Raw genomic sequence first — 14,658 nt, 5'->3', positions numbered from 1 at the left:
CAATGGCTCTTACTTGATCAGACCATCCAGCGGCGAGGAGGCGCTGGCATAGAGTTTTTTCGGCATGCGGCCGGCGAGGTAGGCCAAGCGACCTGCAACGATGGCGTGTTTCATGGCTTCAGCCATCATGATCGGCTGCTGGGCGTGGGCGATGGCCGAGTTCATCAGCACCGCTTCGCAACCCAGTTCCATGGCAATGGTAGCGTCGGAAGCAGTACCGACACCGGCGTCGACCAACACAGGAATCTTGGCTTCTTCGAGGATGATCTGCAGGTTGTACGGGTTGCAGATCCCCAGGCCCGTGCCGATCAGACCGGCCAGCGGCATCACCGCAATAACGCCAATTTCCGCCAGTTGACGGGCGATGATCGGGTCATCGCTGGTGTAAACCATCACGTCGAAGCCTTCCTTGACCAGCACTTCGGCGGCCTTGAGGGTTTCGATCACGTTGGGGAACAGGGTTTTCTGGTCCGCCAGCACTTCCAGCTTCACCAGGTTGTGACCACCAAGCAGCTCACGGGCCAGACGGCAGGTGCGCACAGCCTCGGTAGCGTCGAAGCAACCGGCGGTGTTAGGCAGGAAGGTGTAGCGATCCGGCGACAGGACTTCGAGCAGGTTCGGTTCGCCCGGGTTCTGGCCGAGGTTGGTGCGGCGCACGGCGAAAGTGACGATCTCGGCACCCGAGGCTTCGATGGCCAGGCGGGTTTCTTCCATGTCGCGGTACTTGCCGGTACCTACCAGCAAACGTGACTGGTAAGTACGACCGGCCAGGACGAAGGGCTTGTCGCTACGAACGATGCTCATGGGAAATCCTCTGTAGGGGTGAGGTTCTTGCAGAATTCCTTATTAACCAAACGCTGTGAAAACGTCGCGAGCGAAGGAAAGACAAGGCAAAAACAGGCGAGGAAGCGGAGTTTACGGGTTGTAAATGAGCATTCCGAGCCTGTTTTTAACGCAGTATTTCTTGCGTGCGCCAAAGGCGCCCAGCACGCAGCAGTTTTCACAGTGTTTGGCGGCTAGCCGCCGCCGATAGCGTGAACCACTTCGACGGAATCGCCGTCGTTCAGCGTGGTTTCTGCGTGCTGGCTGCGCGGGACGATATCCAGATTGAGTTCGACCGCCACCCGGCGTCCGGTCAGTTCCAGACGGGTCAGCAGGGCCGCAACGGTTTCACCGTCGGGCAGTTCAAGGGATTCGCCGTTCAACTGAATGCGCATGCCGAATGCCGCCATCATTTTTAGGGGCTGGCATTCTAGCCCGATCAGTCTTGGCGACCCAAGCCATTCGTCATGAAATGGACCACCCGGTCAGCTCAACCGCCAGGCGGCAAGTCCCAGGCACAACCAGCCAACAAGAAATGCCAGGCCGCCGAAGGGGGTGATGATCCCTAGCTTGCTGACTCCGGTTACGGTCAACAGGTACAGACTGCCGGAAAACAGCAGGATGCCGACGACGAACGATGCACCCGCCCATGTGATCAGGCGCCCCGGAATCTGCGTGGCCAGCAGCGCAACGCCCAGCAACGCCAACGTGTGCACCAACTGATAGGTCACGCCGGTGTGGAAAATCGCCAGGTACTCGGGCGTCAGGCGGCTTTTCAAGCCGTGGGCGGCGAACGCGCCAAGGGCAACACCGGTGAAGCCGAAAAAAGCGGCCAGCATCAGAAAGCCACGCAGCATGAAGAACTCCAGTCAGACTCGATCCACAGGGTCTGTATAATGGCCCGCTCAACGGGTTCGGCCAAGCCATCTCTATGCTGCGTTTATTTTTGCGACGATTCACGAAGGCCCTGCTCTGGTTCGCGGGTGGCAGCGTATTGCTGGTGCTGATTTTTCGCGTGGTACCGCCACCGGGAACAACGTTGATGGTCGAGCGCAAGGTCGAATCCTGGTTTGACGGTGAGCCCATCGACCTGCAGCGCACCTGGAAACCCTGGGATGAAATCTCCGATGACCTGAAAGTCGCGGTGATTGCCGGCGAAGATCAGAAATTCCCGGAACATTGGGGCTTTGACTTTGGCGCGATCCAGGCCGCACTGGCCCACAACGAACTCGGTGGAACGATTCGCGGCGCCAGCACCCTGAGCCAGCAGGTCTCGAAGAATCTGTTTCTGTGGTCCGGCCGCAGCTGGCTACGCAAAGGCCTGGAAGCCTGGTTTACCGGGCTGATCGAAGTGTTCTGGCCCAAGCAGCGAATTCTTGAGGTGTACCTCAACAGTGTCGAGTGGGATGACGGTGTGTTTGGCGCCGAAGCAGCAGCCAGGCATCACTTTGGTGTCAGCGCTCGTTCGCTGTCCCGACAGCAGGCCAGTTTGCTGGCTGCGGTGCTGCCTAACCCGCGGGTTTGGAGCGCCAGTCATCCGACTAACTACGTCGCACGGCGAGCGGGATGGATTCGACAGCAGATGAGTCAGCTCGGTGGCGACAGCTATCTGGTAGGGATCAATGATTCACGCCGCGCGCCTTGGTCCCAATAACTCGACGTACTCTGTAGGAGCAAGGCTTGCCCGCGAAGGCGATGTGCCAGCCGACATCACTGCTGAATGACACACCGCCTTCGCGGGCAAGCCTTGCTCCTATAGGGGTTTGTGGTATGGCGGAAATATTGGGTACAAACAAAAACGCCCCGATCAATGATCGGGGCGTTTTTTTATGCCTTAGCTGCGGTTAGGCGGCGATCGACAACTTGAGCTTGTTCATCGCGCTCTTCTCGAGCTGACGAATACGCTCGGCCGACACGTTGTACTTCTGCGCCAGGTCATGCAGCGTGGCTTTTTCTTCTGCCAGCCAGCGCTGGTAGAGGATGTCACGGCTGCGGTCGTCCAGCACTTCAAGCGCTTCGTGCAGGTTGTGGTTAGAGTTGTCGCTCCAGTCGGCATCTTCCAGCTGACGGGCCGGGTCGTACCGGTGGTCTTCCAGATAGTTGGCCGGCGATTGGAAAGCACTGTCGTCGTCCGCTTCCGCGGCCGGGTCGAAGGCCATGTCATGGCCGGTCAGGCGACTTTCCATCTCCCGCACTTCCCGAGGCTCTACACCGAGGCTTTCCGCCACACGGTGGACTTCCTCGTTGTTCAGCCACGCCAGACGCTTCTTCTGGCTGCGCAGGTTGAAGAACAGCTTGCGCTGGGCCTTGGTGGTCGCGACTTTCACGATGCGCCAGTTGCGCAGGATGAACTCGTGGATTTCCGCCTTGATCCAGTGCACAGCGAACGAAACCAGACGCACACCCATTTCCGGGTTGAAGCGCTTCACGGCCTTCATCAGGCCGACGTTGCCTTCCTGGATCAGGTCAGCCTGAGCCAGACCGTAGCCGGAATAGCTACGGGCGATATGTACAACAAAACGCAGGTGGGCGAGCACCATCTGCCGAGCCGCCCCCAAATCCTGCTCATAATAGAGACTCTCGGCCAGTTCACGCTCCTGCTCCGGCGTCAGCAATGGAATGCTGTTCACCGTGTGCACATAGGCCTCCAGGTTCGCACCCGGGACCAGAGCATATGCAGGTTGCAAAGAATTGGTCATACGAAAAAACCTCCGACTTACATAACTCGTGCAGTTCAGCACTGCGAAAATTGACCGGAAACCAAAAGACAAGTTCCCATAAACGCTGAAAGGTCAATACGAGCAAAATGATACTACTTAGGCGCAAGCTCCCTCAGGTGGCGTGCGACTGCAATCCATGCACCGATATACCCCAACAGCACCGCGCCAAGCAAGAGAGACAGACCGTCGGCAACTGGCACTCCGGCCAGCGCAAAATCACTGCCATACAGACCGGCCAGCCCGACCACCGCGTCGTTCAGCCAATCAAGGCCGAACGCCAATACACCCCAGGAAAGAATCCCCGCACCGAAGCCATAAAGCGCACCCATGTACAGAAAGGGCCTGCGCACATAGCTGTCAGTGCCGCCGACGAGTTTAATCACTTCTATCTCTGTGCGGCGGTTTTCAATATGAAGACGAATGGTATTGCCTATCACCAAAAGTAATGCAGAAACCAGAAGCACGGTCAGACCGAAGACGAAACGGTCACCCAGCTTGAGGATGGCTGCCAGACGCTCGACCCAGACTAGATCAAGTTGCGCCTGTTGTACCTTGGGCAACTCGGAAAGTTTTTGTCGTAATGCTTCAAGGGCTGGCTTATCGACCTCGTTCGGCGTCACCAAAACCACGCCCGGCAGCGGGTTTTCCGGCAGTTCCTTGAGCGCCTCGCCCAGACCGGACTGCTGCTGGAACTCTTCCAGCGCCTGATCGCGGCCGACATATTCAGCATCAGCTACGCCAGGCATCCCCTTGATCTGCTCGCGCAATGACTCGCCTTCCGCGGGGCTGGCCTCGATTTGCAGGTACAGGGAAATCTGCGCCGCACGCTGCCAGGAACCGCCGAGACGCTCGACGTTACTTAGCAAAAGTGACAGGCCCATCGGCAAACTCAGTGCAACCGCCATCACCATGCAGGTGAAGAAGCTACCGATGGGCTGCTTGCCCAAACGACGCAAGCTATCGAGCAGGCTGGCGCGATGACTCTCGACCCAAGCGCGAAACAGCGTGGCGAAATCCGGGCCGTCATCATCGTCGCGTTTTTTCTTCTGCGGCTGCTGGTCGGCGGCCTTCGGGGCCACGCGCTCGGAAACCTTGGGGCTGCGTGTCGCACTCATACGCCGGCCTCCCCGTCACCGATCAATCGGCCGCGTTGCAGGGTCAACATGCGGTGGCGCATGCGGGCGATCAGTGCCAGGTCGTGACTGGCAATCAGCACGCTGGTGCCCAAACGGTTGATGTCTTCGAACACGCCCATGATTTCTGCCGCCAGGCGTGGATCGAGGTTACCGGTCGGTTCGTCCGCCAGCAGCAAGGCCGGGCGGTGAACAATGGCGCGGGCGATGCCGACGCGCTGTTGCTGACCGGTGGACAGGTCGCCGGGGTACAAGTCGGTCTTGTCCGACAGCGCCACGCGCTCGAGCGCCGAATCCACGCGCTTGGCGATCTCGGCCTTGGACAACCCAAGGATCTGCAAGGGCAGCGCGATGTTGTTGAACACTGTGCGATCGAACAACAGCTGGTGATTCTGGAACACCACGCCGATCTGCCGTCGCAGGTAAGGAATCTGTGCGTTGCTGATGGTGCTCAGGTCTTGCCCGGCCAGCAGCAATTTGCCGGTGGTCGGACGCTCCATCGCCAGCAGCAGGCGCAACAAGGTGCTTTTACCGGCGCCAGAGTGGCCGGTCACAAACAAAAACTCGCCCCGACGGACTCGAAAGCTCAGCTCATGCAAGCCGACGTGGCCGTTCGGGTAGCGTTTACCGACCTGTTCGAAACGAATCATGAACGCTCCCGCTCGGCAAACAGTGCCTGGACAAAGGGTTCTGCTTCAAAAGTACGCAAATCATCGATGCCTTCACCGACACCGATGTAGCGAATCGGCAGGCCAAATTGCTTGGCGAGGGCAAAAATCACCCCACCTTTGGCGGTGCCATCGAGCTTGGTCAGCGCCAGGCCGGTCAGTTCGACGGTCTGGTTGAATTGTTTGGCCTGGCTGATCGCGTTCTGCCCCGTACCGGCATCAAGCACCAACAGCACCTCGTGAGGCGCGTCGGCGTCGAGTTTGCTGATGACTCGGCGAACCTTCTTCAGCTCTTCCATCAAATTGTCTTTGGTGTGCAGGCGACCGGCGGTGTCGGCGATCAATACGTCGATGCCACGGGCCTTGGCCGCTTGCACGGCATCGAAGATGACCGAAGCCGAGTCAGCGCCAGTGTGCTGGGCGATGACCGGGATTTTGTTGCGCTCGCCCCAGACCTGCAATTGTTCGACGGCGGCGGCGCGGAAGGTATCGCCGGCCGCGAGCATGACTTTCTTGCCCTCGAGCTGCAGCTTCTTCGCCAGTTTGCCGATGGTGGTGGTCTTGCCGGCACCGTTGACGCCGACGACCAGGATGACGAACGGCTTGGTCTGCGAAGTGATTTTCAGCGGTTGCTCGACGGGCTTGAGCATCGCCGCCAGTTCCGCTTGCAGGGATTTGTACAGCGCATCGGCATCGGCCAGTTCTTTACGGGCGACCTTCTGAGTCAGACGCTGAATGATCACCGAAGTCGCCTCGACGCCCACATCGGCGGTCAGCAGGCGGGTTTCGATGTCTTCGAGCAGCTCGTCATCGATGATCTTCTTGCCCAGGAACAGGCTGGCCATGCCTTCGCCGATGCTGGCGCTGGTCTTGGACAAGCCTTGTTTCAGGCGGGCGAAGAAACCGGCTTTGGTTTCTGCGGTACGCGCGGGCTCGGCAGGCGCTTCGACGGGAACGACTGGTGTGGCGGCGACAGGAGCGACGACCGGTGCCGGCGCTTGAACAACCGGGGCAATCGGAGCAACCGGAGCAACGAATGCGGGCACCACAGGTTCTGGAACAACCGGTTCAGGCTCGGCCACCACCACTGGCGCGACAACCGGCTCAACCACTGGCGCTTGAACGGGCTCAGCAGCAAACGCAGTCGACGCTGGAATCGGCGGCGTAACGTGCGGCGCCAGCTCATCTTCGACCAATGACACCGGCTCTTCCGCCACTGGCAACGTCAGCCATGGCTCGGCAAGGGGCGTGAGCGGCACTTGGGCCACGACTTCGGCGACGACATCAGGCTCAGGCTCGATGACCGGTTGCAACACCGGCTCGGCGATCGGCAAGACAGTCGGCGCAAGCTCTTCTTCTATTACCGGCGCAGGCGTGGGCTCAGGAAGTGGCTGTGGCTGTTCGACGACGGGTTCCTGCGGCTTTTTGCGCAGCCATCCGAACAGGCTTTTCTTCTCGCCAGCCGCAGCTGGGGCTTTCTTGTCGTCGTTGGAACCAAACATGGAGGACGGCTATCTCACGGTAGCGACGCGCCAAAGGGCGCCTCGGCAAATAAATATTCGATGCAGAACAGACTGCGATTGACCCAGCTTGTTCACGCGCAACATTTTGTCGAGGTGCAAACAGCACCTCAAAGGTCGACTAATACGAAGGACTGGAACGGCATCGTCGGCGAAAACGCAGAGTTTAGCTGACAAACTCAAAGCTTCCGTCGCAAACCCAAACAACCTGCTGACCGATCAAAGGCCTGATAGGCGTGGCCGCCAGTAAAACGGATCAGTATCCTAGCACCTCCTCGCCCGCCTAGGCTAAGACCAAGCGGGCAGCCCCAAAGGTTTAAAAACGAATGAATGCTCTAGCCCGCCGCGCTGCAGGCCTGCTGCTCAGCACAGTTTGTCTGCCCCTCTCGGCCCTGGCTGCCGATCCACAACCCACTCACGAATTCACCCTCGATAACGGCTTGAAGGTCGTCGTGCGCGAAGACCATCGAGCGCCGGTGGTGGTTTCCCAAGTCTGGTACAAGGTCGGCTCCAGCTACGAGACCCCGGGCCAGACCGGTTTGTCCCACGCCCTGGAACACATGATGTTCAAGGGCAGCGAGAAAGTCGGCCCCGGCGAAGCGTCGCTGATCCTGCGCGACCTCGGCGCCGAAGAGAACGCGTTCACCAGCGATGACTTCACGGCGTATTACCAGGTGCTGGCCCGCGACCGTCTGGGCGTGGCCTTCGAGCTGGAAGCCGACCGCATGGCCAGCCTGCGCCTGCCGGCCGACGAGTTCGCCCGCGAGATCGAAGTCATTAAAGAAGAACGTCGCCTGCGCACCGACGACAAGCCGATGTCCAAGGCCTACGAACGCTTCAAGGCCATGGCCTACCCGGCCAGCGGTTACCACACGCCGACCATCGGCTGGATGGCTGACCTGGACCGCATGAAAGTCGAAGAGCTGCGCCACTGGTACCAATCCTGGTACGTGCCGAACAACGCCACGTTGGTGGTGGTGGGCGACGTGACCCCGGACGAGGTCAAAACCCTCGCCCAGCGCTATTTTGGCCCGATCGCCAAACGTGATGTGCCGCCAGCGAAAATCCCGATGGAGCTGGCCGAGCCCGGTGAGCGCCAGATTACGCTGCATGTGCAGACCCAACTGCCAAGCCTGATGCTGGGCTTCAACGTGCCAAGCATCGCCACCGCGCAAGACAAACGCTCGGTCAACGCCTTGCGCCTGATCTCCGCCCTGCTCGACGGCGGCTACAGCGGACGTATCCCGACGCAACTGGAGCGCGGCGAAGAGCTGGTCTCCGGCGGTTCGTCGAGTTACGACGCCTATACCCGTGGCGACAGCCTGTTCACCTTGTCGGCAACGCCCAATACGCAGAAAAACAAAACCATGGCTCAGGCTGAAGCTGGCCTGTGGAAGCTGCTCGAACAGCTGAAAACCACCGCGCCGTCCGCTGAAGAACTGGAACGCGTCCGCGCGCAGGTCATCGCTGGCCTGGTTTACGAGCGTGACTCGATCACCAGCCAAGCCACCGCTATTGGCCAACTGGAAACCGTCGGCCTGTCCTGGAAGCTGATGGACACCGAACTCGCCGAGCTGGAAAGCGTGACTCCGGAAGATATTCAGAAAGCCGCCAAGCTGTATTTCACCCGCGAACGTCTCAGCGTCGCCCATGTATTGCCAGAGGAGACGACTCATGAGTGAGCATAAAAAACCGCGCCTGGCGCTGATTGGCCTGATCGCTGTCGCCTTGATCGGGTCTGCCGCGTTTTACTTCTCGAAGACCGACGAGTCCAAGGCCAGCGAAGCCCTCGACAAGGCCAAGGCCAGCCAGAAACTGCAATCACTGGCCGAGCTCGACGGCAAAGCACCAAGCCACCGCACCCTGGACGTGCAGACCTGGAAAACCGCCGAGGGCGCCAAGGTGCTGTTCGTTGAAGCCCGGGAGCTGCCGATGTTCGACATGCGCCTGATCTTTGCCGCCGGCAGCAGCCAGGACGGCGACGCACCTGGCCTCTCCATGCTGACCAACGCCATGCTCAACGAAGGTGTGGCCGGCAAAGATGTCGGCGCCATCGCTCAGGGTTTCGAAGGCCTGGGCGCAGACTTTAGCAACGGCGCATTTAAAGACATGGCCCTGGCTTCCCTGCGCAGCCTCAGTGCCGCGGACAAACGCGAACCGGCCCTGAAGCTGTTCTCTGAAGTCATCGGCAAACCGACCTTCCCGGCCGATTCCTTTGCGCGCATCAAGAACCAGATGCTCGCCGGTTTCGAGTACCAGAAGCAGAACCCCGGCAAACTCGCGAGCCTGGAGCTGATGAACCGTCTGTACGGCGATCATCCGTACGCACACTCCAGCGACGGCACGGCGAAAACCGTTCCGGCGATTACCGTGGCGCAACTGCGCGCGTTCCATGAGAAAGCCTATGCGGCTGGCAACGTGGTGATTGCGCTGGTGGGCGACCTGTCTCGCACCGAGGCCGAAGCGATTGCCGCACAAGTCTCCAGCGCGCTACCAAAAGGCCCGGAGCTGGCGAAAATCCCGCAACCGGAGGAACCGAAGGCCAGCATCGGTCACATCGAGTTTCCGTCCAAGCAGACCAACCTGATGCTCGCGCAATTGGGCATCGACCGTGACGACCCGGACTACGCGGCACTGTCCATGGGCAACCAGATCCTCGGTGGCGGTGGTTTCGGTACACGACTGATGAGCGAAGTGCGCGAGAAGCGCGGCCTGACTTACGGCGTCTATTCGGGCTTCACCCCGATGCAGGCGCGCGGCCCGTTCATGATCAACCTGCAAACCCGCGCCGAGATGAGCGAAGGTACGTTGAAACTGGTGCAGGATGTGCTCGCCGACTACCTTAAAACCGGCCCGACCCAGAAAGAACTCGACGACGCCAAGCGTGAACTGGCCGGCAGCTTCCCGCTGTCCACCGCCAGCAACGCCGATATCGTCGGCCAACTCGGCGCCATGGGTTTCTACAACCTGCCGCTGAGTTATCTGGATGACTTTATGCGCGAGTCCCAGAGCCTGACGGTCGAGCAGGTCAAAACCGCACTGAACAAACACTTGAGCACGGACAAAATGGTCATCGTCAGCGCTGGCCCGACCGTGCCGCAAAAGCCGTTACCGGCCCCAACTGATAAACCTGCCGAGCAACCGCTCGGGGTTCCGGAGCATTAATGGCCACTCGTCCTAAAAAACCCGTACACAACGTGCATAACGGCGTGAACCAACTGCGCATCATCGGCGGTGAATGGGGCAGCCGAAAGCTGAGCTTCCCGGATGCACCGGGCCTGCGCCCTACCCCGGACCGGGTGCGTGAAACCCTGTTCAACTGGCTCGCGCCTTATGTTGCTGGCGCCAAGGTCCTGGACCCGTTCGCCGGCAGCGGCGCGCTGTTCCTCGAAGCCTTGTCCCGCGGCGCGGCCATGGGTCAGGCGCTGGACGCCAGCAACATCGCAGTCGCCAGCATCAAGGAGCATCTGGGCACGCTGCGCTGCACCACCGGCCAGATTCAGACCGCCGACGCCCTGCGCTACCTGGAAACCCAGACAGCAACGGCTTACGACCTGGTGTTCCTCGATCCGCCGTTCAACCAAAACCTGTTGCCAGGCGTTTGCGCCTTGCTCGAAGAGCGTCAGTGGCTGGCCGACGAAGCCTGGATCTACACTGAAAGCGAGAATGCGCCATCGAGCCTTGGCTTGCCAGGCAACTGGCGCCTGCACCGGGAGCAGAAATCCGGGCGGGTGTATTACGCGTTGTGGCAGCGCAACCCGCTGGCAAGCTGAAACTGTCATCGCGACCTAGCGCGAAACAAGGCATCAAGTGCGATAAATAGTTAACGCCAACGGCCTCGTCCAAGTCTCCACAGTGGTTTACGCAATTTCCGTAAACCACTGAGGATGAACACGGATGAACATCTCCCGCAGCAGGATGCTGCTCTTTTCCTGGTTACTGCCCTTCACGGCACTGGCCGAACCCATACAACCGACCCACGAATTCACGTTGCAAAACGGCCTGAAAGTGGTGGTGCGCGAGGACCATCGCGCCCCGGTTGTGACCTCACAACTCTGGTTCAAGGTCGGCTCCAGCGATGAACCGCCGGGGAAGTCCGGCCTGTCCCACGCGCTGGAGCACATGCTCCACAAAGGCAGCAGCAAGACCTGTGCAGGTGAAGTTTCCGCCATTCTGGACAATCTGGGCGCGACACATAACGCCTTTACCGATAGCGACGTCACCACCTACCACCAGACCGTGCAGCCTCACCAGCTGGGTGTCGCCTTCGAATTGATGGCCGACATGATCTCGACAGCTCATTTGCGAGCCGAGGATTTCATTCCGGAACTGGCCGTCATTCAGGAAGAACGACGGTTACGGGTTGACGATGATCCCGACAAAATCGCGCAAGAACGTCTCAGCAGCATCGCCTTTCCCGCCAGCAGCTATGGCGCGCCAATCATCGGCTGGCTGCACGACCTGCAACGCTTGAACGCCGATGACCTGCGTCACTGGTACCAGACCTACTACGCGCCCGGTAACGCCACGCTCGTCATTGTCGGTGACGTCACGCTGGAAAAGGTGAAACCCCAGGTCGAGCGCTACTTCGGCGTACTTGCGGCCAGACCGTTTGTCGCGGCAAGGACATCGTTGGAGTTGGCCGAGCCCGGGGAACGGAAAGTCATCCTGCACCAGGCGATCCCGGCGCCTCGATTGATCATGTCGTTCAATGCCCCAAGCCTTGCCACTGTCGAAAACCGTCGAACGGTGCACGCATTAAGGCTGCTCAACACCTTGCTGGCCGGCTCGAACAGCGCACGCCTGCGTAAAAGGCTGCAACTTACCGACAGGCTGTTTTCCAGCATCTCGTCCGAATACAACTCGCTGTATCGAGGCGACAGTCTTCTTACCCTCACCGCCCAGCTCCACAGCCAACGCAACGAAAGCCTTGATCAAGCCCAGGCCCGCATCTGGGAACTGCTCGACGAACTCAAGTCCGCACCGCCCGACAGCGTCGAACTGGAACGTGCCCGCACCCAGCTGATCGCCACACAGATCTACGACCGCGACGACATCGTCAACCAGGCGCGTAACCTCGGTGCGCTTGAGAGCATTGGCCTTTCCTGGCGACTGATGGAAGAGGATATCGATGAACTGAACCAGGTGACCCCCGCCGACATCCAGCACGTCGCACGGACGTACCTGACCCGACAACGCCTGAGCACCGCCCATGTCCATGTCCATGTGGAGAAAAACAATGAATAAGGTCAGTTGCGTGACACTGTGGCTGTTAGTGATCGGTGGCCTGCAAGGCAGTCTGGCCTTGGCCAACGCCGAACCACAGCTTCCCGCCGTGGCTCAGTCTCCACGGCTGCAATCTCTGGCAGAGCTGACCCCGCAGCCAGCAGCCTCGCGCCCCCTGAAGATCTACGGTTGGAAATCGCTGTCCGGTGGCAAGGTGCTGTTTATCCGTACGCCAGAACTGCCGATGTTCGACCTGCATGTCAGTTTCGATGCCGGCAGCGCGCGAGATGGTGAACATTCCGGTCTGGCGGCAACGACGTTCAGCCTGCTTAACGAAGGTGTACCGGGCAAGGATCTATCAGCGATTACCGAAACCTTTGACGGCCTCGGCGCACAAACCCACATGAAAATCGAGCAGGATCGAGCCTCCCTGTCCTTGCTCAGCCTGACTGCCATCGAGAAGCGCGACCCGGCGCTGTTGCTATTTACCCAGATACTCGGCCAACCCCTGCTGACCGACACAGCACTGGTCAACGTCAAAAAAGAACTGACCGATTGGCTCCAGACCCAGCAGCAGGATCCCGATTCACAAATCACCCAAGCCATGAATGACCTGCTAATGGCAGGACACCCTTATGCCCAACCCGTCTATGGCACAGAAAAAAGCCTGGCTTCGCTCTCTCGAGAACAGGTCCAGGCGTTCCATCGGCAAGCCTATAGCAAGGCGAATGTGCTGATTACGCTGGTCGGCGACCTGACACTGGAACAGGCCCAAGCGATGAGCATGCAGGTTTTCAACGCGCTGCCAGCAGGTTCCAAAATGGCTCCCGTGATTCCGGTCCCCCGCCGACAGGGTGTTGCAACGTCACGACATATCGAACGCCCCCTGAGTCAGACGCAGATCATGCTGGGGCAGCCCGGAGTGACACCGCAGCACCCTGATTACATGGCGCTAAGAATGGCCCATATGATTTTCGGTGGGCAGAAAGTCTCTTCCCGACTGATGACGGAGCTGAGAGGAAAACGCGGTTTGACCTATGTCGTGCAACTGAAAAACACCCTCTGGCAGGAAGGCGGAACTGCCGTCATCAGCCTGAGTACCAGCCCACAGTTCAGCGAAGGTGCGGTGAAGCTGGTGCAGACGATGTATCGCGACTACTTGCAAACGGGTCCGACACAACAGGAACTCGACGACACCCTGCGCCAACTCCGCAGCAGCAGCGCGTTGAACAGCGCCAGCAACTCACAGATTCTCGATCTACTGGTCGACATCAACCAATACGACTTGCCGCTCGATCTGGATTTTTCAATCGAACAGGCTCAGAAATTGACTGTTGCGCAAGTCAAAACAGCCTTGAACAAACACTTTGACGCGGACCAATGGTCAGTGGTGACCGTAGGCCCGACCTTGGAACAACGGCCATTGCCCCTCCCGACCAGCGAGGTGCCGCAGAGCATGTGTCGCGCCGAGACGGGGATTGTGGCAAGTTAGTTTCTTTGGACACTGGTGCCATGGCCACGCTTTTCGGCCCTGGCGCCGACTGTTTGACCTTTTAGAGAAACATCGTGCTCCAGCCCAGCGAACGCTTCACCCCGGCCTTCGGCCTCGGCAACCCGCACTTGCAAACCTTGTGGGGACCGCTGTGGCGCAAAACCACGCACATCGAACGCCAGCGCGAACGCTTGTGGCTTGAGGATGGCGACTTTCTCGATCTCGACTGGCACGGCCCGCACAGCGTCGAGGCGCCACTGGTGCTGGTATTGCACGGGCTGACCGGCTCTTCAAATTCGCCTTACGTAGCCGGGGTACAGAAAGCACTGGGTGCACAAGGCTGGGCCAGCGTCGCTCTGAACTGGCGCGGCTGTTCGGGCGAACCCAATCTGTTGCCGCGCAGTTACCACTCCGGCGCCAGTGAAGACCTGGCCGAAACCATCAAACACCTGAAAGCCCAACGACCGCTCGCGCCACTGTATGCGGTCGGCTATTCCCTGGGCGGCAATGTGTTGCTCAAGCACCTGGGCGAATCCGGCAGCAACAGTGGCGTGGTCGGTGCGGTGGCGGTGTCGGTGCCGTTTCGTCTTGATCAATGCGCCGACCGTATCGGCCAGGGTTTCTCGAAGGTCTATCAGGCGCATTTCATGCGGGAGATGGTGGCCTACATTAAAAACAAGCAGCGCCAGTTCCAGCACGATGGGCGCGAGGAAGGACTGGCGGCATTGGCCGCGCTGGGCTCACTGGAGAACATGCGTACGTTCTGGGATTTCGATGGCCGGGTCACCGCGCCGCTGAACGGTTTTGCCGATGCCAAGGATTACTATGACCGCGCCTCAAGTCGCTATTTCCTTGGCGAAATTCGCACGCCAACCCTGATCATTCAAGCGGCCGATGACCCGTTTATATTTCCTCATAGCCTGCCGCAAGCCGACGAATTGTCCGCCTGCACTCAATTCGAGTTACAGACCAAGGGTGGGCATGTCGGCTTCGTCGACGGCTCGTTCCGGCAACCGGGCTACTACCTGGAACGCCGCATCCCACAGTGGCTGTCCGCCGTGGGTCGCCAGTAAGGCC

Annotated in this window: 14 protein-coding genes; 7 read left to right on the top strand and 7 right to left on the bottom strand. The window is 59.7% G+C overall.

Translation table 11 applies throughout. The annotated features are described in order from the left end of the window. Positions 1 to 9: 9 nt before the first annotated feature. The 3 genes from PMI27_RS12055 to PMI27_RS12065 form a co-directional block, all read right to left on the bottom strand. On the bottom strand, positions 10 to 804 hold the full coding sequence (locus PMI27_RS12055) for a thiazole synthase (RefSeq protein WP_008068101.1): 795 nt from the start codon (positions 802 to 804) through the stop codon (positions 10 to 12). Positions 805 to 1,016: 212 nt separating this feature from the next. Continuing rightward, positions 1,017 to 1,217 carry a sulfur carrier protein ThiS gene (gene thiS, locus PMI27_RS12060; protein WP_007897898.1) on the bottom strand — a complete coding sequence of 67 codons (201 nt, stop codon included), beginning with the start codon at positions 1,215 to 1,217 and terminating at the stop codon, positions 1,017 to 1,019. Positions 1,218 to 1,307: 90 nt separating this feature from the next. Continuing rightward, positions 1,308 to 1,679 (bottom strand): DUF423 domain-containing protein, encoded by a 372-nt coding sequence (locus tag PMI27_RS12065; protein ID WP_008152649.1) that lies wholly within the window; start codon positions 1,677 to 1,679, stop codon positions 1,308 to 1,310. A 74-nt stretch (positions 1,680 to 1,753) separates the two neighbouring features. Here PMI27_RS12065 and mtgA point away from each other — a divergent pair, with 74 nt between their 5' ends. Then, positions 1,754 to 2,476, top strand: a complete 723-nt coding sequence (mtgA, locus tag PMI27_RS12070) for a monofunctional biosynthetic peptidoglycan transglycosylase (RefSeq protein ID WP_008152650.1) — start codon at positions 1,754 to 1,756, stop codon at positions 2,474 to 2,476. A 190-nt stretch (positions 2,477 to 2,666) separates the two neighbouring features. Here the strand turns inward: mtgA and rpoH are convergent, their stop codons facing one another. From rpoH to ftsY, 4 genes are all read right to left on the bottom strand, one after another. After that, positions 2,667 to 3,521, bottom strand: a complete 855-nt coding sequence (gene rpoH / locus PMI27_RS12075; RefSeq protein WP_007897890.1) for an RNA polymerase sigma factor RpoH — start codon at positions 3,519 to 3,521, stop codon at positions 2,667 to 2,669. Positions 3,522 to 3,634: 113 nt separating this feature from the next. Next, positions 3,635 to 4,657 (bottom strand): permease-like cell division protein FtsX, encoded by a 1,023-nt coding sequence (ftsX, locus tag PMI27_RS12080; protein WP_008152652.1) that lies wholly within the window; start codon positions 4,655 to 4,657, stop codon positions 3,635 to 3,637. Further along, complete coding sequence (ftsE, locus tag PMI27_RS12085) at positions 4,654 to 5,325, bottom strand: cell division ATP-binding protein FtsE (RefSeq protein ID WP_008152655.1); 672 nt, start codon at positions 5,323 to 5,325, stop codon at positions 4,654 to 4,656. Before ftsE ends, ftsX begins: the two co-directional genes overlap by 4 nt. Continuing rightward, positions 5,322 to 6,845: a signal recognition particle-docking protein FtsY gene (gene ftsY / locus PMI27_RS12090; protein ID WP_008152657.1), complete on the bottom strand. Its 1,524-nt coding sequence runs from the start codon at positions 6,843 to 6,845 to the stop codon at positions 5,322 to 5,324. Before ftsY ends, ftsE begins: the two co-directional genes overlap by 4 nt. 344 nt (positions 6,846 to 7,189) lie before the next feature. On the opposite strand from ftsY, the gene PMI27_RS12095 reads away from it, so the two are divergent. The 6 genes from PMI27_RS12095 (at position 7,190) to PMI27_RS12120 (ending at position 14,654) form a co-directional block, all read left to right on the top strand. Then, a complete protein-coding gene (locus PMI27_RS12095) occupies positions 7,190 to 8,545 on the top strand; it encodes a M16 family metallopeptidase (protein ID WP_008152659.1) in 1,356 nt (451 codons plus the stop codon). Next, the gene (locus tag PMI27_RS12100; RefSeq protein WP_008152660.1) at positions 8,538 to 10,028 is read left to right on the top strand and encodes a M16 family metallopeptidase; all 1,491 of its coding nucleotides are present in this window, start codon (positions 8,538 to 8,540) and stop codon (positions 10,026 to 10,028) included. The genes PMI27_RS12095 and PMI27_RS12100 overlap by 8 nt, the downstream gene beginning before the upstream one ends. After that, positions 10,028 to 10,636 carry a 16S rRNA (guanine(966)-N(2))-methyltransferase RsmD gene (gene rsmD, locus PMI27_RS12105; protein ID WP_008152663.1) on the top strand — a complete coding sequence of 203 codons (609 nt, stop codon included), beginning with the start codon at positions 10,028 to 10,030 and terminating at the stop codon, positions 10,634 to 10,636. Before PMI27_RS12100 ends, rsmD begins: the two co-directional genes overlap by 1 nt. 124 nt (positions 10,637 to 10,760) lie before the next feature. Beyond that, complete coding sequence (locus PMI27_RS12110; RefSeq protein ID WP_008152666.1) at positions 10,761 to 12,110, top strand: M16 family metallopeptidase; 1,350 nt, start codon at positions 10,761 to 10,763, stop codon at positions 12,108 to 12,110. Continuing rightward, positions 12,103 to 13,581 carry a M16 family metallopeptidase gene (locus tag PMI27_RS12115; protein ID WP_008152669.1) on the top strand — a complete coding sequence of 493 codons (1,479 nt, stop codon included), beginning with the start codon at positions 12,103 to 12,105 and terminating at the stop codon, positions 13,579 to 13,581. Before PMI27_RS12110 ends, PMI27_RS12115 begins: the two co-directional genes overlap by 8 nt. 74 nt (positions 13,582 to 13,655) lie before the next feature. Further along, a complete protein-coding gene (locus tag PMI27_RS12120) occupies positions 13,656 to 14,654 on the top strand; it encodes a hydrolase (RefSeq protein WP_008152671.1) in 999 nt (332 codons plus the stop codon). The last annotated feature ends 4 nt before the right edge of the window (positions 14,655 to 14,658 follow it).

Source organism: Pseudomonas sp. GM41(2012), from assembly GCF_000282315.2.
GTDB lineage: Bacteria > Pseudomonadota > Gammaproteobacteria > Pseudomonadales > Pseudomonadaceae > Aquipseudomonas.
Note: the sequence above shows the minus strand (reverse complement) of the source record. Positions and strands in the feature narration are given on the sequence as shown.